Below are 22,507 nucleotides of genomic sequence, written 5' to 3' on the forward strand. Positions count from 1 at the left end.
GCGATAAGCTCCTGTTCTCTGTGCGCATTTTGCGGATAGCCATGGCTATCCGCTTTTTTTTGGGTTGCATTGTGAAGATATTCAGGACCGTGGCACATGCATGAGCATCCGCTGCAACGCTTTTTCAAATCCCTGCGCGAGCGTCCGGTGTTCGCCTGGGAGCGGTTTCAGATGCGCGATGTGTTGGTGATCGACCATCCGCTGTGCCAGGCGGTGTTCAGTCGCCAGGGCGCGCAACTGTTGCATTTTCAGCCCCGTGGCCAGAAACCCTGGTTGTGGTGCGCGGCCAAGTGGCCGCAGGTCGGCGCCATTCGCGGTGGCGTGCCGGTGTGCTGGCCTTGGTATGGCCGTCATCCCAGCGAAAACGCGTGGCCATCCCATGGCTGGGCGCGGTTGATCGACTGGAAGCTGCTCGACAGCAGTACCGATGACGAAGGCGTGCGCCTGCATTGGCAATTGCAGCTGTGCGACTGGCAGGTCGACCTGCACGCGCACCTGGGGGAAACCCTGGAACTGCGTCTTTGCACCGAGCACCAGGACGAACTGCCGTGCCAACTGAGTCATGCGTTGCACGCCTATTGGCGTATCGGCAACGTTGGTGAGGTAGCGCTGTCTGGGCTCGAAGGCGCGCAAGGTTACGACCAGCTCAATCGTCAGGTTTGCCAGCAGGAAGGCGAGTTGCGGGTGGACGGCGGTTGCCAGCGGGTGTTCCAGCACGAGGGCGAATTGCACCTCAAGGACCACGCCTGGCAGCGCGAACTGTGCATCGACACCGGCGACAGCGCCGACACGGTGGTGTGGCACCCCGGCAGCCGACCGTTGCTCGGCGTGAGCTTCAACGAGGCGTCGGGGTTTGTGTGTGTCGAATCGGCGATGGCCGGTGCCAGCCTGGCGCCGGGGGAGCGGGCGCATCTGAGTTTGCAGGCGCGGGCTGGGGCCTGATGTGGCAAGCCCGCTCGCCACAATAAAACGGTGCAGCCTTAGTTGAACTCATCCCCAACCGGATACCGGCTGTCATTCAAGCTCTCTTTGATCTTGCGCAGATGGGGCTGGAAATCCACGCCTCGACGCAGGGTCATGCCGGTGGCCAGCACATCCAGCACCGTCAGCTGGATGATCCGCGAGGTCATCGGCATGTAGATGTCGGTGTCTTCCGGCAGCGGAATGTTCAGGCTCACCGTGCTGACTTTGGCCAGCGGTGAGTTCTCGGCGGTCACGCCCAGTACCGATGCGCCGTTTTCCCGGGCGATACGCGCCACTTCCACCAGCTCGCGGGTGCGTCCGGTGTAGGAAATGATCACGAACAGCTCGCCCGTATGGGCCACCGACGCGATCATGCGTTGCATCAGCACGTCGGCATGGGCGGTCACCGACAGGTTGAAGCGGAAAAACTTGTGCAGCGCGTCCATGGCCACCGGCGCCGAGGCGCCCAGGCCGAAGAAGTGGATCTGGCGCGCCTGGATCAACAGATCCACGGCCTTGCTGATCAGGGCCGGGTCCAGGGCCTGGCAGGCGGCGTCCAGGGAGGCGATGGCGCTGCCAAAGATCTTTTGCGTGTAGGCCTCGGGGTTGTCATCGGCCTCCACGGCACGGCTGACGTACGCGGCGCCGCTGGCCAGGCTTTGCGCCAGCTGCAATTTGAGTTCAGGGTAACCGCTGACACCGAAGGAACGGCAGAAACGGTTGACCGTCGGTTCACTGACCGAAGCGGCTTGGGCGAGGGCGGCGATGGAGAAGCGGGTCGCCTGCTGCGGGTTGAGCAGGATGACCTCGGCGACTTTTTTCTCAGCCTTGTTCAGTTCTTCGAGGCGGTTCCGGATCTGTTCCAGAAGATTTCGCACGCGGTCCATTCAGTCTTTCCTTCGGGCGACGATGCAAATAAAGGGTGGCAACCAATCGACGAGTGGCCTTTTGCGGTGGCCTATCCTACTGAGGGTAGCTGAACACCACCACTCGCAATGCGTATTTCGGGAAAATGTTGTGGTTATTACTACATTTTTCCTTGAGTGATGCCTTGAAAAAAGGTATTTGTAGCTTAACTTGATAAAAGAACAAACATCATGCCTTCGATAACCGTAGAACCCTGCACCTTTGCCCTGTTTGGCGCCTTGGGTGATCTGGCGCTGCGCAAGTTGTTTCCTGCCCTCTATCAACTCGATGGCGCCGGGCTCCTGCACGAAGATACGCGCATCCTGGCCCTGGCCCGTGAGTCCGGTTCCGAGCAGCAGCACTTGGCCCATATCGAAAAAGCGATGCGCAAGTACGTCGGCAAGGAGCTGGACGAAAGCGTCGCCCAACGCTTCCTCGCGCGCCTGACTTACGTCCACGTCGACTTCATGAAAGCCGAAGACTACGTGACCCTGGCTGAAAAGGCCGGCATCGGCCAACGGCTGATCGCCTATTTCGCCACCCCCGCGGCGGTGTACGGCGCGATCTGCGAGAACCTGTCCAAGGTCGGCCTGGCGGAAAACACCCGCGTAGTCCTGGAAAAACCCATCGGTTCGGATCTGGAGTCCTCGCGCAAGGTCAATGACGCCGTGGCGCAGTTCTTCCCGGAAAACCGCACCTACCGCATCGACCACTACCTGGGCAAAGAAACCGTCCAGAACCTGATCGCGCTGCGTTTCGCCAACAGCCTGTTCGAAACCCAGTGGAACCAGAACTACATTTCCCACGTGGAAATCACCGTGGCCGAGCAGGTCGGCATCGAAGGCCGCTGGGGGTATTTCGACAAGGCCGGCCAACTGCGCGACATGATCCAGAACCACCTGCTGCAGCTGCTGTGCCTGATCGCCATGGACCCGCCGGCCGACCTCTCCGCCGACAGCATCCGCGACGAGAAGGTCAAGGTACTCAAGGCCCTGGCGCCGATCAGCCCGGACGGCCTCACCACCCAGGTGGTGCGTGGCCAGTACATCGCCGGCTACAGCGCCGGCAAGCCGGTACCGGGCTACCTGGAAGAAGAGAACTCCAACACCCAGAGCGACACCGAGACCTTCGTTGCCCTGCGCGCCGATATCCGTAACTGGCGTTGGGCCGGGGTGCCGTTCTACCTGCGTACCGGCAAGCGCATGCCGCAGAAGCTGTCGCAGATCGTCATCCACTTCAAGGAACCGTCCCACTACATCTTCGCCCCGGAACAGCGCTTGCAGATCAGCAACAAACTGATCATCCGCCTGCAACCGGACGAAGGGATTTCCTTGCGGGTGATGACCAAGGAACAGGGCCTGGACAAGGGCATGCAACTGCGCAGCGGCCCGCTGCAACTGAATTTTTCCGACACCTACCGCAGCGCACGCATCCCGGATGCCTACGAGCGGTTGTTGCTGGAAGTAATGCGCGGCAATCAGAATCTGTTTGTTCGCAAAGATGAAATCGAAGCCGCGTGGAAGTGGTGTGACCAGTTGATCGCCGGGTGGAAAAAATCCGGCGATGCGCCCAAGCCCTATGCGGCCGGGTCCTGGGGGCCGATGAGCTCGATTGCACTGATCACGCGGGATGGGAGGTCGTGGTATGGCGATATCTGAATTGAAACTGCCTCAGGGCGTCACTGCCCATGAGTACCGCACGCCCGCCTTGTTGGCGGACGGCCTGGCCATTGACGTGGCCGAACGATTGCGCGCGGCCATCAGTGCCCGTGGCGAGGCGACGCTGGTGGTGTCCGGTGGCCGTAGCCCCGTAGCCTTTTTCCAGCACCTGGCCAAGCAAGGCCTGGACTGGTCCAAGGTCACCATCAGCCTGGCTGACGAGCGCTGGGTACCGGTGGAGCATGCCGACAGCAATGCCGGCCTGTTGAAGCGCTACCTGTTGCAAGGCCCGGTAGCCAAGGCCAGGTTCCTCAGCCTCTACAGCGCCGCCGCCAACCTTGAAGACGCTGCCGAGCAGGCCGATCGCCTGCTGGCCGAATTGCCAGCCATTGATGTGCTGGTATTGGGCATGGGCGATGACGGCCACACCGCATCGCTGTTTCCCAACAGCCCGAACCTGGGTGAAGCCCTGCAGGCCGACGGTACCCGCCGTTGCTGGCCGATGCTGGCGCCGACCGTGCCGCACCAGCGCTTGACCATGAGTCGCGCGTTGCTGGCCACGGCTCACTCCGTCGTGCTGTCGATTTCCGGCAGCTCGAAATTGACCACCTTGAGCGCCGCGCTGGCCAGTGACGATGTTGCTGCCATGCCGATTCGCGCGTTTTTGCAACCTCCATTAGAGATTTACTGGTGCCCATGAGCCAAGGATCAGCCGCTATGAAAAGCCCTCAACCGACCGTGTCCATGGCGGATAAAGTTGCCCTGATCGACAGCCTCTGCGCCAAGGCGCGGATCCTGCCGGTCATCACCATCGCCCGCGAACAGGATGTCTTGCCGCTGGCCGATGCCCTGGCAGCCGGTGGTTTGACCGCATTGGAAGTGACCCTGCGTTCCGAGTTCGGCCTCAAGGCCATTCAGATCTTGCGCGAGCAGCGCCCTGAGCTGTGCACCGGCGCTGGCACCGTGCTCGATCGCCATATGCTCGAGGCCGCGGAAGTGGCCGGTTCGCAATTCATCGTCACCCCCGGCGTTACCCGCGACCTGCTGGAAGCCTCGGTGCACAGCCCGATCCCGCTGCTACCGGGGATCAGCAATGCCTCCGGCATCATGGAAGGCTATTGCCTGGGCTACCGCCGCTTCAAGCTGTTCCCGGCGGAAGTCAGCGGCGGCGTTGCGGCGATCAAAGCCCTGGGCGGCCCGTTTGGCGAGGTGAAATTCTGCCCGACCGGCGGCGTCGGCCCGGCCAACATCAAAAGCTACATGGCGTTGAAAAACGTGATGTGCGTGGGTGGCAGCTGGATGCTCGACCCTGAATGGATCAAGAACGGCGACTGGGCCCGCATCCAGGAAGTCACCGCCCAAGGGCTGGCGCTGCTGGATTGATCTGATTTATCGAATCGTTGTTGCTGTGCTTAACGGCATTTTTTGCGGTGCACTTGGTCGGTGCGCCGCTTTTTTTTGCCTGTAGGAGCGAGCTTGCTCGCGAAGAACCTGAGGGCACCGCGTGTTATCAGGGGGGGGCGGTTTGGTTTTTCCCGTTAATGGCGCGGGGCGGGTTTGCCGTGCTTGGCGCGCAGCGGTTCGAGCAATTCGGACAGGCCGTTGTGGTCGATTTCCTGCATCAAGGCCAGCAAACCACCCAACTCGCCGTGGGGGAAACCTTCACGGGCGAACCAATTCAGGTACGGGCCGGGCAGGTCGGCGATGATCCGGCCCTTGTATTTGCCTAAGGGCATTTGGCGGGTGATCAGCAGTTCGAGTTTTTCCGGGTTCATGGGGTTTCGGCAGTGTGGGGCGAGACCTTGGAAAATACAGGCATTCTGCATGAAGGCCAAATGACAGATCATGCAAATAGCATCTGAATAGAGGGTTCAATTAATTTTAAGTTATTGATATATAAGGATTAATTTGTTTTTCAAAACCTGGCATGGGCGCTGCAATGATTAAGACAACCTTTCTCAACCCACACAAGGAATTGAAAAATGACTGACGCCAACAAAGAATCGATCTCCGTACTCAACGACTTGATCGAAACCAGCATCGACGGCCAAAAGGGTTTTAAAGAGTGCGCTGAAGACATCAAGCACCCAGAACTCAAAGCCCTGTTCGCCAAACGTTCCGCCGACTGCGCAACGGCAGCTGCCGAGCTGAAAACCGCAGTACGTGCCCTGGGCGGCGACCCGGAAGACTCCGGCAGCGTCGCGGGTGCCTTGCACCGTGGCTGGGTCGACGTGAAGTCGATGCTCACCGGCAAAGACGAAGAAGCAGTCCTGAACGAAGCCGAGCGCGGTGAAGACCACGCCCTGAAGGCTTACAAGGAAGCGCTGGACAAGATCACCAAGCACAACCTGGTGGGCATCCGTGATTTGGTTGAGCGCCAGTACCACGGCGTACAACGCAACCACGATCAGGTGAAAGCCCTGCGTAACCAGGCTCGCGCTCAGTCGTAGGCCAAATGCGGTAACCCATGTGGGAGGGGGCTTGCTCCCGATCGCGGTAAATCAGTCGACAGGTTCAGTGACTGGTCCACCGCCATCGGGAGTAAGCCCCCTCCCGCATTTGCATGGTGTGGAAATATCAGCCGATGGTGATGGCCGGCAATTCGGTCAGGGTCACGACCTGCTGTTTGCGTGGCGCGAGGATTTCCGCTTCGCCGTCTACCACCAGCTCATCGCGCTGGTTGAACACGCGGGTGGCGATGCGCACGCGAAACTTGGGCAGCTTCTCGAGGATTTCCAGACGCACGGTCAGGGTGTCGCCAATTTTCACCGGCTTCTGGAAGGTCATTTGCTGGCCAATATAGATGGTGCCCGGCCCAGGCAACTCGCAGGCCACCGCTGCGCTGATCAGTGCGCCGCTGAACATGCCGTGGGCGATACGCTCCTTGAACATGGTCGCCTTGGCGTACTCTGCATCCAGGTGCACCGGGTTGTGGTCGCCGGACATCGCGGCGAACAGCTGGATATCGCGCTCTTCGACGGTCTTGCTGTAGCTGGCGGTCTGGCCGACTTCAAGGGCTTCGTACGGGGTGTTGGTTACCTGGGTCATCTAAGGGTGCATCCTGTGGCTAATCGGTAATGATGGGATAATTTCAAGCGGCTGATTTTAAAGGAAAAATTACTCGCATCGGGTCGGCCTGCGCAGCGTCAGGGCCTGGTCGAGCCACTTCAATACGTCGGCGGTGACTTCATCGCGGTTGGTTTCGTTGAACACTTCGTGGCGCGCCTGCGGGTAGAGCGTCAATTGCAGGTGCTGACAGCCGGCCTCGCGCAATGCGTGGGCCAGGCTCTTGAGACGCTTGCCCTCACTCACCGGATCACATTCGCCGCCGATTACCAGGATCGGCAGGCCCGGATCGATCTGCGCGAGATTGGACGCTTTGCTGATTTGCTGCAAGCCGCCGAGCAGGTCGATCCATAGCTGGTTGGTGCAGCGGAAACCGCAGAGGGGGTCGTGGATGTACTTGTCGACTTCGACCGGATCGCGACTGAGCCAGTCGAACGCGGTGCGATTGGGTTTGAACGCCTTGTTGAACGATCCGAATGACAAGAACTCGATCAGCGCACTGCGCCCGCGCAGGCCTTGGCGCAGGCGCTCGGCCCGGGCGATCAGGCGTGCGACGCGGTACAGCGCCACCGGTTGGAAATTCGACCCGCTGAGAATCGCGCCATGCAGGCTCGCGCTGTGGTGCAGCAGGTAGGCCTGGGCGATATAGCTGCCCATGCTATGCCCCAGCAGAATGATCGGCAGCCCCGGCAATTGCTGGCCGATGTGCTGGTTGAGGCTGGCCAGGTCGCCCACCACTTTGTTCCAGCCATCCTGCTCGGCGTACAACCCCAGGGTGCCTTCATCGGCAGTACGGCCATGGCCACGCTGGTCCAGCGCGTACACGCCGTAGCCCGCGCCGCACAAGGCTTCGGCCAGGCGCGCATAGCGACCGCTGTGTTCGGCCATGCCATGGGACAGCATCACCACCGCCTTGGGCGGACCGTCGGGCGTCCATTGATTGACGTACAGGCGGCTGCGGTCATTCGCGGTCAGCCAGAAGGTGCAGTGGTTCATGGCGGTTCCTTTGCTCGGGGTCATTGCAGTGTATAGCGCATCCCAGGAACCGCGTCTGATCAGCGCCGGCCCCTGTAGGTAGATTCACGCAATTAATGACGCTATTTCCCTAGTTTGCCTGTTTGGCCATAGCTGCTAACGTCCCCAAAGCTCCGCTTTTTGTAGCAGCACAAAAGCGGCCGGACACATTCAGGTAAGAGGACAAGAATAATGCAACCTGATTTCTGGAATGACAAACGCGCGGCGGGCGTTCCCAACGACATCGACCTGTCGGCCTACAAGTCGGTGATCGAAGTCTTCGAGCGTTCCTGCAAGACCTTTGCCGACCGGCCGGCATTCAGCAACATGGGCATCACCCTGACCTATGCCGAGCTGGAGCGCCAGAGCGCAGCGTTCGCCGGCTACCTGCAACAGCACACCGACCTCAAGCCCGGCGACCGTATCGCGGTGCAGATGCCCAACGTATTGCATTACCCGATCGCCGTGTTCGGCGCCTTGCGCGCCGGGCTGATCGTGGTCAACACCAACCCGCTGTACACCCCGCGGGAGATGCGCCACCAGTTCAAGGACGCCGGCGTACGCGCACTGGTCTACCTCAACCTGTTCGGCTCGCGCGTGCAGGAGGTGTGCAAAGACACCGAGATCGACTATCTGATCGAAGCCAGGATGGGCGACTTCATGCCCGCCGCCAAAGGTTGGCTGGTCAACACCCTGGTGGACAAGGTGAAGAAGATGGTCCCGGCCTACCACCTGCCGCGGGCGGTAGCGTTCAAGCGCGCTCTACGCCTGGGGGACGGCCTGGGCGTGACCCGCCACCCGGTGACCCTGGATGACATCGCCGTGTTGCAGTACACCGGCGGCACCACCGGCCTGGCCAAGGGCGCGATGCTCACCCATGGCAACCTGGTGGCCAATATGCAGCAGGTCCGTGCCTGCATGTCCCAGACCGGCGAGGACGGCCATCCGCTGATCAAGGAAGGCCAAGAGGTGATGATCGCGCCGCTGCCGCTGTACCACATCTATGCATTCACGGCCAATTGCATGTGCATGATGGTGTCCGGCAACCACAACGTGCTGATCACCAACCCGCGCGACATCGGCGGCTTTATCAAGGAGCTGAAGAAATGGCGCTTTACCGGGTTGCTGGGGCTCAACACGCTGTTTGTGGCGCTGATGGACCATCCTGATTTCAAGCGCCTGGATTTCTCCCATCTCAAGCTCACCAACTCCGGCGGCACCGCACTGATCAAGGCCACCGCCGAACGTTGGGAGCAGATCACCGGTTGCGCGATCGGCGAAGGCTACGGCCTGACGGAAACCTCACCGGTGGCCAGCACCAACCCCTATGGCAACAAGTCCCGGCTGGGCACCGTGGGCATCCCGGTGCCAGCCACGGCGATGAAGGTCATCGATGACGACGGCGTCGAGCTGCCCCTGGGCGAGCGCGGCGAGCTGTGCATCAAGGGCCCGCAAGTGATGAAGGGCTACTGGCAGCAACCGGCCGCCACCGCCGAGGCACTGGACGCCGAAGGCTGGCTCAAGACCGGTGACATCGCAGTGATCGATGACGATGGTTTTGTGCGCATCGTGGACCGCAAGAAAGACCTGATCATCGTCTCCGGCTTCAACGTGTATCCCAACGAGATCGAAGATGTGGTGATGGCGCACCCGGCGGTGGCCAACTGCGCAGTGATCGGCATCCCGGACGAGCGCACGGGCGAGGCGGTGAAGCTGTTTGTGGTGGCGCGCGCCGAAGGGGTGAGCCTTGAAGAATTGAAGGCCTACTGCAAGACCAACTTCACCGGGTACAAAGTGCCCAAGCACATCGTGTTGAGGGAGTCGTTGCCAATGACGCCGGTAGGCAAGATCCTGCGGCGCGAGCTACGCGACATCGCGTGATTTGAAATAGGTTAAACGTGTGGGAGGGGGCTTGCTCCCGATGACGGTGTTTCAGTCACCAAATGTGTTTGGTGACGCACCGCGATCGGGAGCAAGCCCCCTCCCATACGTTTATCTATAGCCTTGGAGATCCCATTCCAGAGCCATTCCAAGGCTTATAGAATCTTTGCTCTAAAAGTGACCATTTAGAGGTCTTGAGTCATATTTATGACTGTAGGGCCCCCTTTTGGCTCTAGGCGGCCCTTGGCAAAGCTGCTACTCTCGGCGCGCTTTGTGACGTCTCGGCCTGCTTGAAAGCGCCAGATTCACCTAAAAAACATACACCAATAATAATCGCATCAAATGCGATGATGAATTCGCGTCGCTGAGGAGTGGGCTTCCATGAACGTAGACTTTTGGAAGGATAAGTACCCCGCCGGGATTGCTGCAGACATCAATCCAGACGAGTATCCGAATATTCAGGCGGTACTGAAACAGTCCTGCCAGCGCTTCGCAAACAAACCGGCTTTCAGCAACCTGGGCAAGACAATCACCTACGGTGAGTTGTACGAATTGTCCGGTGCTTTCGCCGCGTACCTGCAACAGCATACTGACTTGAAGCCCGGCGATCGAATCGCCGTGCAACTGCCCAACGTCCTGCAATACCCGATTGCCGTGTTCGGTGCCATCCGTGCCGGCCTGATCGTGGTCAACACCAACCCGCTGTACACCGCGCGGGAAATGGAACACCAATTCAATGATTCCGGGGCCACGGCCCTGGTCTGCCTGGCCAACATGGCGCACCTGGCGGAAAAGGTCGTGCCCAAGACCGCCGTCAGGCATGTGATCGTCACCGAGGTCGGCGACCTGTTGCCGCCGCTCAAGCGCCTGCTGATCAACAGCGTGATCAAGTACGTGAAGAAAATGGTCCCGGCCTATCACTTGCCGCAGGCGGTCAAGTTCAACGATGTGCTGGTCAAGGGGCATGGCCGAGCGGTCAACGACGCCAGCCCGGCCAGCAGCGACGTGGCGGTGCTGCAATACACCGGCGGCACCACCGGCGTGGCCAAGGGCGCGATGCTGACTCACCGCAACCTGGTGGCCAACATGCTGCAGTGCAAGGCGCTGATGGGCTCCAACCTCAATGAAGGCTGCGAGATCCTGATCACCCCGCTGCCGCTGTACCACATCTATGCGTTCACCTTTCATTGCATGGCGATGATGCTGATCGGCAACCACAACATCCTGATCAGCAACCCGCGTGACCTGCCGTCGATGGTCAAGGAGTTGTCGAAGTGGAAGTTCAGCGGCTTTGTCGGCTTGAACACCCTGTTCGTGGCGTTGTGCAACAACGAAGGCTTCCGCAAGCTGGACTTCTCGGCGCTGAAAGTCACCCTGTCGGGCGGCATGGCCCTGCAACTGGCGGCGGCCGAGCGCTGGAAAGCCGTGACCGGCTGCGACATCTGCGAAGGCTACGGCATGACCGAGACCAGCCCGGTGGCGACGGTCAACCCGATCCAGAAGATCCAGATCGGCACCATCGGCATTCCGGTACCGTCGACCCTATGCAAAGTCATCACCGATGACGGCGTCGAGCTGGCCCTGGGTGAGGTCGGCGAGTTGTGCGTCAAAGGCCCGCAAGTCATGAAGGGCTATTGGCAGCGCGAGGACGCCACCACCGAGATCCTCGACAGCGAAGGCTGGCTGAAGACCGGTGACATCGCGATCATCCAGCCGGACGGCTACCTGCGTATTGTCGACCGCAAGAAAGACATGATTCTGGTCTCCGGTTTCAACGTCTACCCCAACGAACTCGAAGACGTGCTGACGACCTTGCCGGGCGTTCTGCAGTGCGCGGCCATCGGTGTACCGGACGAGAAATCCGGCGAGCACATCAAGATTTTCATCGTGGTCAAGCCAGGGGCGACCCTGACTAAGGATCAGGTGATGGAACACATGCGCGCCAACGTCACCGGCTACAAGGTGCCCAAGGCCGTGGAGTTCCGCGATGCGCTGCCGACCACCAACGTCGGCAAGATCCTGCGTCGCGAGTTGCGCGATGAAGAGCTGAAGAAAATGGGCCTGAAAAAGTAACCCAGGCCTGAATGTGGGAGGGGGCTTGCTCCCGATAGCGGTGGTTCAGTCACTCGATGCAGTGGCTGACACTCTGCCATCGGGAGCAAGCCCCCTCCTACATTCTGACGGCGTTCCTACAGGGTGAACTGCGCGAAGCTCACGCCAGCACCGGCTGGGCGCACATCCTTGAGGAACGAGTCCTTGTCCGCGCTCAGCTCCAGGGTGATCTCCGGCTTGCGCTTGCCCGCATTGCGCACCACCAGGCCTTCGAGCTTTTCACGCAGGAACACCGTTGGCACCTTCAAGTGCAGCAGCTGGTCGGTCTCGGCGTTGTGCATCAACAGGTGAATCCACTCGTACTGGCCCACGGCAATCCGCGCCACCGGCAGGTCAAACCACCAGATGTTGCGTTTGCGGTCCAGGTCGGTGAAGTGGCAGTTGTTGACGCCGAGAACGGCGCCGCCCAGTTCCTGGTTTCTGCGGGCGATGGCCTGTGCTTTATTGAGTTTCATAACCTTCCTACGGGATCTGTTATTCAGCCTTATAGCCTGAATGTGCCGGGCATTCTCGTGGGTTGCTTGCAAAACATAAAGCCAAACCTGAAGACGACGCTCAAATGTCCGCCGAAAATAATTGAAACTCTGCCGAACGGCCTCGGGTCCATCTCTAGGTAATGACCAAAACCCTTGATTGTTCTTTCGGAGAAATACCATGAGCAGCACATCGGACAAGGTAAAAGGCGTCGCGAATGAAGCGGTCGGCAACATCAAGCAAGGCGTCGGCAAAGTCACCGGCAACGACAAGCTGCGCGTTGAAGGCGTGATCCAGGAAAAGAAAGGCGAAGTGCAGAAAGCGGTCGGCGACACTAAAGATGCAATAAAGAAAGCCACTAAGTAAGACTGTCTGCGCGCAGCCCGACGGCCATCCACGGATGGCCGTTTTTGTATGCCCTGCGGCAGCTAAACTTTTGAAATTGTTTCAATGTCGTCAAATAGGCTACCTTGATGTAGAAAACGGCCCCTGAGTCGCCCACGAACTCATCCTCTTTGCGGCGAAAGGAGACGCTATGATTTTTCCGGTACTCGATGGCCTCAAGCTCCACACCGTACTGGTGCGCACCGTCAAGGAATTCGTCAATGACGAAATGTCCACCTACGCCTCGGCACTGGCCTACCAGATGCTGTTTTCATTGTTTCCCTTCCTGCTGTTCCTTATCGCCCTGATTGGTTTCCTGCACTTGCCGGACTTTTTCACCTGGCTGCGCCTGCAGTCGGAACTGGTCCTGCCGCCCCAGGCGCTGGAGCAGGTCAACCCGGTGATCGACCAGTTGCAGCAGTCCAAGGGCGGATTGCTCTCGGTGGGTATCGTGATCGCCCTGTGGACGGCATCGGCCGGTGTGCGCCTGATGATGAGCGCGATGAACGCCGCCTACGACGTGGTCGAAGGCCGACCGATCTGGAAGCGCTTCCCGCTGTCGGTTTTCTACACCGTTGGCATCGCCGGCATGCTGCTCGCCGCCGCCGCCCTGATGGTGCTCGGCCCGCAGGTGATGGAATGGCTGGCCGGGCAGATCGGCATGCAGGAATTCGTGGTCACCTTGTGGACCATCCTGCGCTGGCCGTTGATCGTGATCCTGCTGATGTTCGCCGTGGCCCTCATGTATTACGTGATGCCCGATGTGGAGCAGAAATTCCGCTTCATCACCCCAGGTTCGGTGCTCGCGGTGGTGGTGTGGATCGTGGCTTCCCTGGGATTCGGCTATTACGTCAAGACCTTCGCCGACTACAACGCCATGTATGGCAGCATCGGCGCGATCATCGTGCTGCTGCTGTATTTCTATATATCCGCGGCCGTGCTGCTGCTCGGGGCGGAGATGAATGCGGTGATCGAGCACATGTCCGCCGAAGGCAAGGACCCGGGTGAAAAGGCGTTCGACGAGCCCGGTCACCCCCATGAAAAACAGCACGTCTCAGGCCTTGGCCGAGACCATTCCAAACCCACTCCCGATGAAGTCTGATCGATGATCCGTGAAATCCTGAAAATGGGTGACGAGCGCCTGTTGCGTATCGCACCGCCGGTTCCGCCGGAAATGTTCGACAGCCCAGAGCTGTGGCAATTGATCGATGACATGTTCCAGACCATGGAGCACGTCGGCGGCGTCGGCCTGGCCGCGCCGCAGATTGGCGTCGATCTGCAATTGGTAATCTTTGGTTTTGAAGCCAGCGAGCGCTACCCGGACGCAGAGCCCGTGCCGCAGACCATCCTGATCAACCCGTTGATCACACCGTTGAGCCCCATCATGGAAGAGGGCTTCGAGGGATGCCTCTCCGTGCCTGGCCTGCGGGGCGCGGTGAACCGTTACCAGCAGATCCGCTACGAAGGGTTTGATCCGAAGGGCGAGCCGATCGTGCGTTTTGCCGACGGCTTCCATGCGCGGGTGGTGCAGCATGAGTGCGATCACTTGATCGGCCGGCTGTATCCGTCGCGGATTACCGACTTCAGCAAGTTCGGGTTTATCGAAGTGATGTTCCCCGACATGGACCCCACCGTCGACGAATAACCCGACCCTGCGCGATGGCCGTGACGCGACCACCGCCATCGCCGACAAGCCGGCGCCTACAGGGCTTGGGTTATTTGCTGGGTTTGACGAACCGTAAGGTCATCCGGTCCGACTCGCCGATCGCCACATACTTCGCCTTGTCCTGCTCGCCCAATTTCAACGTTGGCGGCAGGGTCCAGACGCCGGCGGGGTAATCCTTGGTGTCTTTTGGATTGGCATTGACCTCACTCTGCGCCGCGAGCTTGAATCCGGCATCGGTCGCCAGTTTCACCACCTGGGCGGTGGTCAGGTATCCGCTGTCCTTGATCGCTTCCAGGTCGGCACCGTCCTTGGCCCGGTGATCTTCCACACCCAGTACACCGCCCGGTTTGAGCACTGTGTAAAACGCGCGGAACGTGGCGTCTGCGGTGTCGGCCGCTACCCAGTTATGCACATTGCGGAAGGTCAGCACGGCGTCGGCCGACGCGGGTTTTCCGAAGACGGGCGCCTTGGGATCGAACTCGAGCACTTGCGCCTTGGCATAGCGCGCCGGGTCGGCGGCGAATTTCTTCTTCAGGTTTTCTTCGGCGCTGCGGGCGTAGGCGCTGCTGCTCGCTGCCTGCACGGCGGCAATGTAGTGCCCGTGATCCTTGAGCAGCGGCGCCAGCAGTTCGCTGTACCAGCCGCCACCGGGGGTGATCTCGATCACGCGTTGCCGGGCGCCGAGGCCAAAGAATTCCAAGGTCTGCTGCGGATGACGATAGCTGTCACGCGCGCTGTTGGCCGGGTCGCGCCAACTGCCGGCGAGCACGCTGGCGTATTGCTGGGCGCTGATCGGTGCGTCGGCGGCCTGGCTGAAGGTGGGAACGAGGAGGGCGGTGAGAGACAGAGCTGCAAGCGTCGTTTTCATGATCATCCTGTAGGGGGCCACTGTGCCGTCGAGGCTAGCATGGGCCTGGTCCCGGCCGATCACACTTTATCCGAGGTCGACCTTACCCTTGGTTATAAGCCCCATCGCGATCATCGGCTTGTTGCGCTTGTAGCGCACCAGGCGTTCGCTGAGGGATTGCGGCAGCAGCGTGTCCTGAGTGAATCCCATGCGCCGATACAGCCCTTCCAGGTCCGGATGGCACAACAACCACACCGTACCCTCCACACCGGCCACCGCCGCACCGATCACCCGCGCCGCCAGGCCCTGGCCGCGGTAGGCCGGGTCGACGAACACGCCGGTCAACCATTGCCCGCCCACCACGGGGGTCAGGCACAGCCCCGCTACAATCTCGCCATCGCGCGCCACCCACAAACGCCCGCCCTTGAGCGCTTTCATCGACGAATCATGGCGGCGATAAAACTTGTTCAGCAGCGGCCATAGCGGCTCTGCCAGCGGTTCGATGTGCAATTCGGGCATGGTGTTTGGGCAACAGAATCGAGGGGCGGGGATTATAAGCGCCTTCTACGCGGCAATAGGTGGTATACCCAGTGTTACATCCCCTGTAAGTGGAGCATGCATCATGGCCAAAGGTATGGATTCAAAGAAAGCCGCGAAGAAGAAACCGGCAAAGACCGCCGATGAAAAACGCGCGGACAAGAAAGCCAAGAAATCCGAGACAGGTTTGTTCGGGCACTGAGTCAACGCGTCAAAACTCAATGCTCTACCCGCCAGTGACACCGCCCGCCCAGTAGGAGCGAGCAAGCTCGCTCCTATAGAGGGGCCGCTTTAGAGGGCGGCCAGGGTTTCTTTCACGGTCTGGGCCTGTGGGTCAGCCGTCTTGGCGGCGACCTGCTGCTCTTGTTGCTGCTTCAAACGATCGGCCACTTGCTTGGTAATCGCGTCCTGCTTCTCCTGGGACATGTTCTGCACATCCGCCTCGGTCAAACCCTGTTCCTTGAGCAATTGCTCACGGATGCGCTCGGCCGGGGTTTTGCTCATGTAGTCGGTGAACTCCGAACGCGCGCCGGAGGTGGCGCTGGTCGACGACACATCGCTGGTCGACGCCGAGGTCTGCAATTGCACGCGGGTCTTGGCGAACGCTTCGTCGATGCGGTCGGTGGCGGCGTCCAGGTTCTTTTGCACGACCGGCACGGTCACGGTTTGTTGCGCTGCTTGCACGGCGCCGCTGTACAGCGTGCTGGCGGCGGCATTGGCGGGGTCCATGTCGGTCCGCTTGAGCTTCTCAATGGTCGACACAGCTTGGGGGTTGTTGTTAACCAGCATGATCGGTCACCTGGGGAAATGTACGGTGCCATAGCCGGAGCAAATAGCGTGCCGGGCGCGATGGCCCCGGTTTATGGGGGCGCGTACGGCCTTTGCGGCAAGGATTGTCCCGCCGGCGGCCAACGGTTGCCGCCAACGGGCGATGTTTTCCGACATCCGCCTGCGGGGTGATTCCGACAGGCGGTCCCGGCACACGCTGGATCAGTCGTGACCGTCGAGGGCGAAGGCCTGGAAGCCGGCGTGCTGGCTCAGGCGTTGGTAGTACGCCGCAATCGCGGGGTAGGGCGGTCGTGCCATCGGGGTCATTTGCCAGCGGTGTACCGAGAGGCCGATCAGGATATCGGCGAGGGTGAATTCATCGCCGGCCACAAAGGCGCCGGTTTTCGCCAGTTGTTGTTCCAGCAGGCCCATCTTCTCGTTCCAGGCGCGCACACCGGCGGTGATGCGTTGCGGCTCCTGGTGGTCGGGGCTGTTGCGTACCAGAGCCTGGAAGGCATAGCTCCAGGACGGGTTGAGTTCGGTGGCTTGCCAGTCCATCCACTGCTCGACCCGGGCCCGTGGTGCGGGTTCGATGGGGAGCAGGTCGTGGCGTTGGTAAAGGTTCACCAGGTAGCGACAGATGGTGTTGGACTCCCACAGCACACCATGGTCGTCGATCAGCACCGGTATCTGGGCGTTGGGGTTGAGGGCAAGGAATTCGGCGGATTGGGTTGGTTTAAAGCCGATGCCCCAGTCTTCACGCACGTAGTCGATGCCCAGTTCCTGGCAGGTCCAGAGCACTTTTCGCACGTTGATGGAGGAAGCGCGGCCCAAGATTTTCAGTGAGTGTCCCATGGTGCTTTCCTGGCAGTGGAGAACCATCAATCTAGCAGGTGCCAGCAACACGATGAAACGAATTGTGGACCACGCCCTCTGTAGGAGCGAGCTTGCTCGCGAAGCACCCGAGAGCGCCGCGATGATCCAGATGACCCGCGTTATCGTTAACGATCTTCGCGAGTGAGCTCGCTCCTACAAGTAGCGTTTCATCAGCAGCGGGGTGTGTGCTGGTCCATGGCTTTGCCCACCAGCAGGACGCTCAGTTCGCTCAACTGATGAATGGCCAAGGCGATATCGCGGTGTTTGCCGGTGAGGTCTTCGGACAAGTCGAGCAGCAGGGTGCTGACGGAACACACGGTTTCGTAGCTGTTGATCAGCAGGGTTTCGGTAGGGGTGTCGGGGACGACGGTAAAGAGGGTGGTTGGCGGTTTTTCGGTTTCTTTGATCATTACGTAAGTCCTGGAATAGGCCGCCGCCTCTTCGCTACTAAACGGGGGTGGCAGCTGTACGCAGGTTAGTAGACCGGTGGACTTACAAAGCCGGCGCACCCGAAGGTGCCCTGCGCACAGCCGCCATCAAACGCGTTGGCGAGGCGTGTGCACTCAGTAAATCCGGACACGGGCTACTAAACCCGATCACCGAGAAATTCGGCGACCGGCAAACCTTAGAGATCGGCTCCCAGGCGCACAAGCCGGCGGATTCTGACGTAAGCGTAGGCAACGGAGCAAGGCATTCACTGCAATGTCAGCCCCGTCCTACAAGCGTCCTACGTGCTTTCCCGCACCTGTAGCTCAAAGCCCATATCCACCACCGGCTTGGCGATCTTGTTACCCGCCATGATGGTCAATAAATGCTCCGCCGCGCGCCGGCCAATCGCCTCCCGTGGCGTGCGGATGCTGCTCAGGCGCGGCACCATGAAGGACGACGCCGGCAGGTCATTGAAGCCCAGCACCGCGACACGCTCCGGCACGTTGATGCCATGGCGCAGGGCTTCGAGCAGCGCGCCCTGGGCCAGGTCGTCGTTGCCGAAGAAGATCGCGTCCACGTCCGGATGGGCCGCCAGCAGTTGCAGGAACAACTCGCCCCCCAGGCCGACCGAGGAAGGGCGCGGTGTCAGCAGTTCCAGCGTCGGATCGTACATGCCCGCCTGTTGCAGCGCGCGGCGGAACCCTTCGCCGCGCAGCAGGGTGCGTTGGTCCAGTTGCGCGCCGATGTAGGCCAGGCGCTTGCGCCCGCGGGACAGTAGATGGGCCGCCGCCGTTTCACCCGCCGCCAACTGCGAGAACCCCACGCAGTTCACGCCGGCGTTAGGGTCCAGATCCATCATGTATACGCAGGGCACGTTGCTGGCCTCGACCATTCGTCGCGCGCTTTCGGTGCGGTCGAAGCCGGTCAGCAGCAAACCCCGTGGCTGATAGGCCATGTAGTTGCGCAGCAGGTTTTCTTCTTCGTCGCGCGAATAGTGGGAGTTGCCGATCAGCACCTCGAAACCCTTGGGGCGCAGCACCTGGTGGATGGCTTCGAGGGTTTCGATAAACAGCAGGTTGGACAGTGACGGCACCAGCACCACCACCGACTGGCTCTGGGCCGAGGCCAGGGCGCGGGCGGCGGGGTTGACTACGTAGTTCAGCTCGGCGGCGGCCTGTTGCACTTTTTCCACCAGTTCGGTGGCCACGGTGCTGATGCCGCGCAGGGCCCGGGAGGCGGTGATCGGGCTGACGCCGGCCAGGCGCGCGACTTCGTTGAGGGTCGGGCGACCCGTAGTGCGGGTATTTTTATCGTTCTTGGAGGTCATCAGGCGGCTTGCCAAACAAAAATCGAGGCACTAAGGTAGCGCTGTCTCCAAACGGCTGCAAATACTTGAACACTGGGTTGCCTGATCCGGTTCAAATGCTTGGAGCGGATGCACGCGTCACTCCATAAAAAAAGACAAGATGGCGCGGGAAAAGCCTGTTTTTGCACTAGCCTTACAGCGTGCAAAGGTAGCGCTATCTGCGTCCTGAGGTGTTTCATGACTCAACCTGTTACCGCCCTGGTCATCATGGGTGTTGCCGGCTGTGGCAAGACCAGCGTCAGCGAGGCCCTGTGCCGCCTGAACGGTGCTACTGCCATTGAAGGCGACAGCTTTCATCCCGCCGCGAACATCGAAAAGATGAGCGCCGGCCACCCCCTCGACGACAACGACCGCGCCGGTTGGCTCGACATCCTGTGCGATGAATTGCGCCGCGCGCTCAAGGCTGGCGAACACCCGGTCCTCACCTGTTCGGCCCTGAAAAAGAAATACCGCGACCACCTGCGCGAAGCCGCGCCGGGCCTGGGCTTTGTCTTCCTGGAGCTGACCCGTGAAGTGGCCGCCGACCGCGTGTCCCATCGCCCCGGCCATTTCATGCCGGCCAGCCTGATCGACAGCCAGTTCGCCACCCTTGAGTCGCCCGTCGGCGAGCCGCTGACCCTGGCGCTCAACGCCAGTGACGACAGTGTCGAGGCGTTGGCCAAACAGACCAACGCCTGGTGGCGGCAACACGGTTTTGAACCAACCCGATAATGGGTTGCCGGAAAAGATAGCGCTGTCCCCGGCGCTCAATCGAATACCCGCTTTAATAACAACAACAAACAGGAGAGACCCCCCATGTTTGGCATGTCCCACGAGTCCTACCTGCTGCTCGATGCAGTGGTCACTATCATTGGTCTGATCTTCTTGATCACCAAGTTCAAGGTTCACCCGTTCATTGCCCTGATCATTGCGGCCGGCTTTCTCGGCCTGACCTCGGGCATGCCCGTGGACAAGATCATCAAGGCGTTCCAGGACGGCTTCGGCGGGGTGCTCGGCTTTGTCGGCATCATCCTCGCGCTGGGGACGATGCTTGGCAAAATGATGGCCGAATCCGGCGGGGCCGATCAGATCGCCCAGACCCTGATCCGCGCCTTCGGCAAGGAAAAGGTCCAGTGGGCGATGATGTTTGCCGCGTTCCTGGTGGGCATCCCGCTGTTCTTCGAGATCGGCTTTGTGTTGCTGATCCCGCTGGTGTTCATCGTCGCGCGCCGCACCGGCGTGTCGCTGATCAAGATCGGCATCCCGCTGCTCGCCGGCCTGTCGGCGGTGCACGGCCTGGTGCCGCCACACCCAGGCCCGCTGCTGGCCATCGGCGTGTTTGGCGCGGACATCGGCAAGACCATTCTCTACGGCCTGATCGTCGCCCTGCCGACGGCCATCATCGCCGGTCCGATCTTTGGTACGTTCATCGCCAAGTACATTCCGGGCAACCCGTCCCAGGAACTGGTCGACCAACTGGCCCGCGAGCCGGAAAACAAGACGCTGCCGAGCTTCAGCATCACCCTGATCACCGTGCTGCTGCCGGTGTTCCTGATGCTGCTCAAAACCTTCGCCGACATCGCCCTGGCCGACGGTCATGTGGTGCGCAACTGGATGGACATGATCGGTCACCCGATCAGCGCCCTGCTGCTGGCGTTGCTGCTGTCGCTGTACACCTTTGGCCATCGCCAGGGCATCCACTCCAAACAGATCCTAAAGCTGCTCGACGCCAGCCTGGCGCCGACGGCGGCGATCATCCTGATCATCGGTGCCGGGGGTGGTTTCAAGCAGATGCTGGTGACCAGCGGCGTGGGCGACGTGATCGGCCATATGGCGGTGAACGCGCAGATCAACCCGATCCTGCTGGCGTGGCTGGTGGCTGCGGTGATTCGGGTGGCGACCGGTTCGGCGACGGTGGCGACCATTACCGGTGCAGGCATCGTGGTGCCGGTGGTAGGCATGATTCCAGGGGTCAATCGTGAGTTGCTGGTGCTGGCGACGGGGGCAGGTTCGTTGATTCTGTCTCACGTCAACGATGCGGGGTTCTGGCTGGTGAAGCAGTATTTCAACATGACCGTGGCCGAGACGTTCAAGACCTGGACGGCGATGGAGACCATCCTGTCGGTGGTGGCGCTGATCTTCATCATGCTGCTGTCGCTGGTGGTGTAAGCCACGCCACCAAACAAATGTGGGAGGGAGCAGGCCCCCTCCCACATGCTGACCGAGTCAGGCTCAGGCTTTCTGGACCAGGCCATCGGCGCGGAACATTGCGCGAATCCCGCGCACCGCCTGGCGAATCCGGTCCTGGTTCTCGATCAGTGCAAAGCGCACATGGTCGTCGCCATATTCACCGAAGCCGATCCCCGGCGACACGCACACCTTGGCCTCCAGCAGCAGCTTCTTGGCAAACTCCAGCGAACCCATGGCGGCGTACTGCTCGGGAATCTTGGCCCAGACGTACATCGACGCCTTGGGATTCTCCACCATCCAGCCCAACTCATGCAGGCCCTTGACCAGCACATTGCGGCGCTGGCGGTACTGCTCGGCGATGTCCTTCACGCACTGCTGGTCGCCTTCCAGTGCGGCAATCGCGGCGACTTGCAGCGGGGTGAAGGTGCCATAGTCGTGGTAGCTCTTGATCCGTGCCAGGGCGTTGACCAGTTCCGCGTTACCCACCATGAAACCAATGCGCCAGCCGGCCATGTTGTAGCTCTTGGACAGGGTGAAGAACTCCACCGCAATGTCCTTGGCGCCCGGTACCTGCATGATCGACGGGGCTTTCCAGCCGTCGTAGACGATGTCGGCGTAGGCCAGGTCGTGCACCACCAGCACGTCGTACTGCTTGGCCAGCGCAATGACGCGCTCGAAGAAATCCAGCTCCACGCACTGTGCGGTGGGGTTGGACGGGAAACCGAGGATCATCATCTTCGGCTTGGGGATCGAGCCGCGAATCGCCCGTTCCAGCTCGGCGAAAAAGTCCACGCCCGGAATCAGCGGCACCGAACGCACCTGGGCGCCGGCAATCACGGCACCGTAGATGTGAATCGGGTAGCTCGGGTTGGGCACCAGCACGGTGTCGCCCTGGTCCAGGGTGGCCAGCATCAAGTGCGCCAGGCCTTCCTTGGAACCGATGGTGACGATGGCCTCGGTTTCCGGGTCGATGTCCACTTCATAGCGGTCCTTGTACCAGCGCGAAATCGCGCGGCGCAGGCGTGGAATGCCTTTGGACGTGGAGTAACCGTGGGTGTCTTCACGCTGGGCGACGGTGACCATTTTTTCCACGATATGCGGTGGGGTCGGGCCGTCTGGGTTGCCCATGCTCAAGTCGATGATGTCTTCGCCGCGCCGACGCGCAGCCATCTTCAGCTCGGCAGTGATATTGAACACATAGGGGGGGAGTCGATCGATGCGCGCAAAGCGGCGCGGCAAACCTTGGTCGGCCATTGTTGCCTCGAGAGTACGTAAGCGCCCGGAACCGTCCGAGCGACGTCGGCCACTGCGGTGGCCTGCGGGGCAGACAATACGGTCGATGATGGCCAGTTGTCCAGATACGTAGGAAAATTTTCTACATGGAGCGCCGT

At 60.7% G+C, this 22,507-nt stretch carries 24 protein-coding genes; 12 read left to right on the top strand and 12 right to left on the bottom strand.

What is annotated here, in order from left to right:
* Positions 1–96: 96 nt before the first annotated feature.
* On the top strand, positions 97–942 hold the full coding sequence (locus BLR63_RS30335; protein ID WP_010567084.1) for a D-hexose-6-phosphate mutarotase: 846 nt from the start codon (positions 97–99) through the stop codon (positions 940–942).
* A gap of 38 nt (positions 943–980) precedes the next feature.
* Here the strand turns inward: BLR63_RS30335 and BLR63_RS30340 are convergent, their stop codons facing one another.
* On the bottom strand, positions 981–1,841 hold the full coding sequence (locus BLR63_RS30340; RefSeq protein WP_179130381.1) for a MurR/RpiR family transcriptional regulator: 861 nt from the start codon (positions 1,839–1,841) through the stop codon (positions 981–983).
* 219 nt (positions 1,842–2,060) lie between these two features.
* Between BLR63_RS30340 and zwf the strand changes: the two genes are divergently transcribed.
* From zwf to BLR63_RS30355, 3 genes are read left to right on the top strand one after another with little or no spacing between them, the layout of a single operon-like run.
* Positions 2,061–3,527: a glucose-6-phosphate dehydrogenase gene (gene zwf, locus BLR63_RS30345; RefSeq protein ID WP_010567082.1), complete on the top strand. Its 1,467-nt coding sequence runs from the start codon at positions 2,061–2,063 to the stop codon at positions 3,525–3,527.
* Positions 3,514–4,227 (top strand): 6-phosphogluconolactonase, encoded by a 714-nt coding sequence (gene pgl, locus BLR63_RS30350; protein WP_010567081.1) that lies wholly within the window; start codon positions 3,514–3,516, stop codon positions 4,225–4,227. Before zwf ends, pgl begins: the two co-directional genes overlap by 14 nt.
* A gap of 17 nt (positions 4,228–4,244) precedes the next feature.
* Complete coding sequence (locus BLR63_RS30355; protein WP_010567080.1) at positions 4,245–4,910, top strand: bifunctional 4-hydroxy-2-oxoglutarate aldolase/2-dehydro-3-deoxy-phosphogluconate aldolase; 666 nt, start codon at positions 4,245–4,247, stop codon at positions 4,908–4,910.
* A gap of 155 nt (positions 4,911–5,065) precedes the next feature.
* Here BLR63_RS30355 and BLR63_RS30360 read toward each other — a convergent pair whose 3' ends face one another.
* Positions 5,066–5,302: a DUF3820 family protein gene (locus tag BLR63_RS30360; RefSeq protein WP_010567079.1), complete on the bottom strand. Its 237-nt coding sequence runs from the start codon at positions 5,300–5,302 to the stop codon at positions 5,066–5,068.
* A 207-nt stretch (positions 5,303–5,509) separates the two neighbouring features.
* Here BLR63_RS30360 and BLR63_RS30365 point away from each other — a divergent pair, with 207 nt between their 5' ends.
* Complete coding sequence (locus BLR63_RS30365) at positions 5,510–5,977, top strand: ferritin-like domain-containing protein (RefSeq protein ID WP_010567078.1); 468 nt, start codon at positions 5,510–5,512, stop codon at positions 5,975–5,977.
* A gap of 127 nt (positions 5,978–6,104) precedes the next feature.
* Here the strand turns inward: BLR63_RS30365 and BLR63_RS30370 are convergent, their stop codons facing one another.
* Positions 6,105–6,575 (bottom strand): MaoC family dehydratase, encoded by a 471-nt coding sequence (locus BLR63_RS30370; RefSeq protein ID WP_010567077.1) that lies wholly within the window; start codon positions 6,573–6,575, stop codon positions 6,105–6,107.
* 69 nt (positions 6,576–6,644) lie between these two features.
* Positions 6,645–7,589: an alpha/beta hydrolase gene (locus BLR63_RS30375; protein WP_010567076.1), complete on the bottom strand. Its 945-nt coding sequence runs from the start codon at positions 7,587–7,589 to the stop codon at positions 6,645–6,647.
* A gap of 210 nt (positions 7,590–7,799) precedes the next feature.
* Between BLR63_RS30375 and fadD2 the strand changes: the two genes are divergently transcribed.
* On the top strand, positions 7,800–9,488 hold the full coding sequence (gene fadD2 / locus BLR63_RS30380; RefSeq protein WP_010567075.1) for a long-chain-fatty-acid--CoA ligase FadD2: 1,689 nt from the start codon (positions 7,800–7,802) through the stop codon (positions 9,486–9,488).
* 381 nt (positions 9,489–9,869) lie between these two features.
* Entirely contained in the window at positions 9,870–11,561 is a 1,692-nt protein-coding gene (fadD1, locus tag BLR63_RS30385; protein ID WP_010567074.1) for a long-chain-fatty-acid--CoA ligase FadD1, read from the top strand.
* Between the two features lie 116 nt (positions 11,562–11,677).
* Here fadD1 and BLR63_RS30390 read toward each other — a convergent pair whose 3' ends face one another.
* On the bottom strand, positions 11,678–12,055 hold the full coding sequence (locus BLR63_RS30390) for a hypothetical protein (RefSeq protein WP_010567073.1): 378 nt from the start codon (positions 12,053–12,055) through the stop codon (positions 11,678–11,680).
* A 199-nt stretch (positions 12,056–12,254) separates the two neighbouring features.
* Here BLR63_RS30390 and BLR63_RS30395 point away from each other — a divergent pair, with 199 nt between their 5' ends.
* From BLR63_RS30395 to def, 3 genes are all read left to right on the top strand, one after another.
* Entirely contained in the window at positions 12,255–12,440 is a 186-nt protein-coding gene (locus BLR63_RS30395; RefSeq protein WP_010567072.1) for a CsbD family protein, read from the top strand.
* Between the two features lie 169 nt (positions 12,441–12,609).
* On the top strand, positions 12,610–13,560 hold the full coding sequence (locus BLR63_RS30400) for a YihY/virulence factor BrkB family protein (protein ID WP_010567071.1): 951 nt from the start codon (positions 12,610–12,612) through the stop codon (positions 13,558–13,560).
* A gap of 3 nt (positions 13,561–13,563) precedes the next feature.
* Positions 13,564–14,103 carry a peptide deformylase gene (gene def, locus BLR63_RS30405; RefSeq protein ID WP_010567070.1) on the top strand — a complete coding sequence of 180 codons (540 nt, stop codon included), beginning with the start codon at positions 13,564–13,566 and terminating at the stop codon, positions 14,101–14,103.
* 70 nt (positions 14,104–14,173) lie between these two features.
* Here the strand turns inward: def and BLR63_RS30410 are convergent, their stop codons facing one another.
* The 6 genes from BLR63_RS30410 to gntR all read right to left on the bottom strand — a co-directional run bounded on the left by BLR63_RS30410 (position 14,174) and on the right by gntR (position 18,911).
* On the bottom strand, positions 14,174–14,992 hold the full coding sequence (locus tag BLR63_RS30410) for a class I SAM-dependent methyltransferase (protein ID WP_010567069.1): 819 nt from the start codon (positions 14,990–14,992) through the stop codon (positions 14,174–14,176).
* Positions 14,993–15,058: 66 nt separating this feature from the next.
* Positions 15,059–15,490: a GNAT family N-acetyltransferase gene (locus BLR63_RS30415; protein ID WP_010567068.1), complete on the bottom strand. Its 432-nt coding sequence runs from the start codon at positions 15,488–15,490 to the stop codon at positions 15,059–15,061.
* A 309-nt stretch (positions 15,491–15,799) separates the two neighbouring features.
* On the bottom strand, positions 15,800–16,297 hold the full coding sequence (locus BLR63_RS30420; protein WP_010567067.1) for a hypothetical protein: 498 nt from the start codon (positions 16,295–16,297) through the stop codon (positions 15,800–15,802).
* 201 nt (positions 16,298–16,498) lie between these two features.
* Positions 16,499–17,131, bottom strand: coding sequence for a glutathione S-transferase family protein (locus BLR63_RS30425; protein ID WP_010567066.1), 633 nt, complete (start codon positions 17,129–17,131; stop codon positions 16,499–16,501).
* A gap of 191 nt (positions 17,132–17,322) precedes the next feature.
* A complete protein-coding gene (locus BLR63_RS30430; protein WP_010567065.1) occupies positions 17,323–17,562 on the bottom strand; it encodes a DUF6124 family protein in 240 nt (79 codons plus the stop codon).
* A gap of 317 nt (positions 17,563–17,879) precedes the next feature.
* Positions 17,880–18,911 (bottom strand): HTH-type transcriptional regulator GntR, encoded by a 1,032-nt coding sequence (gntR, locus tag BLR63_RS30435; protein ID WP_162097540.1) that lies wholly within the window; start codon positions 18,909–18,911, stop codon positions 17,880–17,882.
* A gap of 213 nt (positions 18,912–19,124) precedes the next feature.
* Between gntR and BLR63_RS30440 the strand changes: the two genes are divergently transcribed.
* Together BLR63_RS30440 and BLR63_RS30445 are read left to right on the top strand one after the other, a co-directional pair.
* Positions 19,125–19,658, top strand: coding sequence for a gluconokinase (locus BLR63_RS30440; RefSeq protein ID WP_010567063.1), 534 nt, complete (start codon positions 19,125–19,127; stop codon positions 19,656–19,658).
* 84 nt (positions 19,659–19,742) lie between these two features.
* On the top strand, positions 19,743–21,095 hold the full coding sequence (locus BLR63_RS30445; protein ID WP_010567062.1) for a GntP family permease: 1,353 nt from the start codon (positions 19,743–19,745) through the stop codon (positions 21,093–21,095).
* A gap of 63 nt (positions 21,096–21,158) precedes the next feature.
* Here the strand turns inward: BLR63_RS30445 and alaC are convergent, their stop codons facing one another.
* The gene (gene alaC, locus BLR63_RS30450; RefSeq protein WP_010567061.1) at positions 21,159–22,370 is read right to left on the bottom strand and encodes an alanine transaminase; all 1,212 of its coding nucleotides are present in this window, start codon (positions 22,368–22,370) and stop codon (positions 21,159–21,161) included.
* Positions 22,371–22,507 lie beyond the last annotated feature (137 nt).

Origin of the sequence: Pseudomonas extremaustralis (assembly GCF_900102035.1) — a bacterium.
In the GTDB taxonomy this organism is placed as follows: domain Bacteria; phylum Pseudomonadota; class Gammaproteobacteria; order Pseudomonadales; family Pseudomonadaceae; genus Aquipseudomonas; species Aquipseudomonas extremaustralis.

Bases quoted from the DNA above. Each gene is read 5' to 3' on its own strand.
- BLR63_RS30335 (WP_010567084.1), top strand. From the start codon at position 97: ATGCATGAGCATCCGCTGCAACGCTTTTTCAAATCCCTGCGCGAGCGT.
- zwf (WP_010567082.1), top strand. From the start codon at position 2,061: ATGCCTTCGATAACCGTAGAACCCTGCACCTTTGCCCTGTTTGGCGCC.
- pgl (WP_010567081.1), top strand. From the start codon at position 3,514: ATGGCGATATCTGAATTGAAACTGCCTCAGGGCGTCACTGCCCATGAG.
- BLR63_RS30355 (WP_010567080.1), top strand. From the start codon at position 4,245: ATGAAAAGCCCTCAACCGACCGTGTCCATGGCGGATAAAGTTGCCCTG.
- BLR63_RS30360 (WP_010567079.1), bottom strand. From the start codon at position 5,302: ATGAACCCGGAAAAACTCGAACTGCTGATCACCCGCCAAATGCCCTTA.
- BLR63_RS30365 (WP_010567078.1), top strand. From the start codon at position 5,510: ATGACTGACGCCAACAAAGAATCGATCTCCGTACTCAACGACTTGATC.
- BLR63_RS30370 (WP_010567077.1), bottom strand. From the start codon at position 6,575: ATGACCCAGGTAACCAACACCCCGTACGAAGCCCTTGAAGTCGGCCAG.
- BLR63_RS30375 (WP_010567076.1), bottom strand. From the start codon at position 7,589: ATGAACCACTGCACCTTCTGGCTGACCGCGAATGACCGCAGCCGCCTG.
- fadD2 (WP_010567075.1), top strand. From the start codon at position 7,800: ATGCAACCTGATTTCTGGAATGACAAACGCGCGGCGGGCGTTCCCAAC.
- fadD1 (WP_010567074.1), top strand. From the start codon at position 9,870: ATGAACGTAGACTTTTGGAAGGATAAGTACCCCGCCGGGATTGCTGCA.
- BLR63_RS30390 (WP_010567073.1), bottom strand. From the start codon at position 12,055: ATGAAACTCAATAAAGCACAGGCCATCGCCCGCAGAAACCAGGAACTG.
- BLR63_RS30395 (WP_010567072.1), top strand. From the start codon at position 12,255: ATGAGCAGCACATCGGACAAGGTAAAAGGCGTCGCGAATGAAGCGGTC.
- BLR63_RS30400 (WP_010567071.1), top strand. From the start codon at position 12,610: ATGATTTTTCCGGTACTCGATGGCCTCAAGCTCCACACCGTACTGGTG.
- def (WP_010567070.1), top strand. From the start codon at position 13,564: ATGATCCGTGAAATCCTGAAAATGGGTGACGAGCGCCTGTTGCGTATC.
- BLR63_RS30410 (WP_010567069.1), bottom strand. From the start codon at position 14,992: ATGAAAACGACGCTTGCAGCTCTGTCTCTCACCGCCCTCCTCGTTCCC.
- BLR63_RS30415 (WP_010567068.1), bottom strand. From the start codon at position 15,490: ATGCCCGAATTGCACATCGAACCGCTGGCAGAGCCGCTATGGCCGCTG.
- BLR63_RS30420 (WP_010567067.1), bottom strand. From the start codon at position 16,297: ATGCTGGTTAACAACAACCCCCAAGCTGTGTCGACCATTGAGAAGCTC.
- BLR63_RS30425 (WP_010567066.1), bottom strand. From the start codon at position 17,131: ATGGGACACTCACTGAAAATCTTGGGCCGCGCTTCCTCCATCAACGTG.
- BLR63_RS30430 (WP_010567065.1), bottom strand. From the start codon at position 17,562: ATGATCAAAGAAACCGAAAAACCGCCAACCACCCTCTTTACCGTCGTC.
- BLR63_RS30440 (WP_010567063.1), top strand. From the start codon at position 19,125: ATGACTCAACCTGTTACCGCCCTGGTCATCATGGGTGTTGCCGGCTGT.
- BLR63_RS30445 (WP_010567062.1), top strand. From the start codon at position 19,743: ATGTTTGGCATGTCCCACGAGTCCTACCTGCTGCTCGATGCAGTGGTC.
- alaC (WP_010567061.1), bottom strand. From the start codon at position 22,370: ATGGCCGACCAAGGTTTGCCGCGCCGCTTTGCGCGCATCGATCGACTC.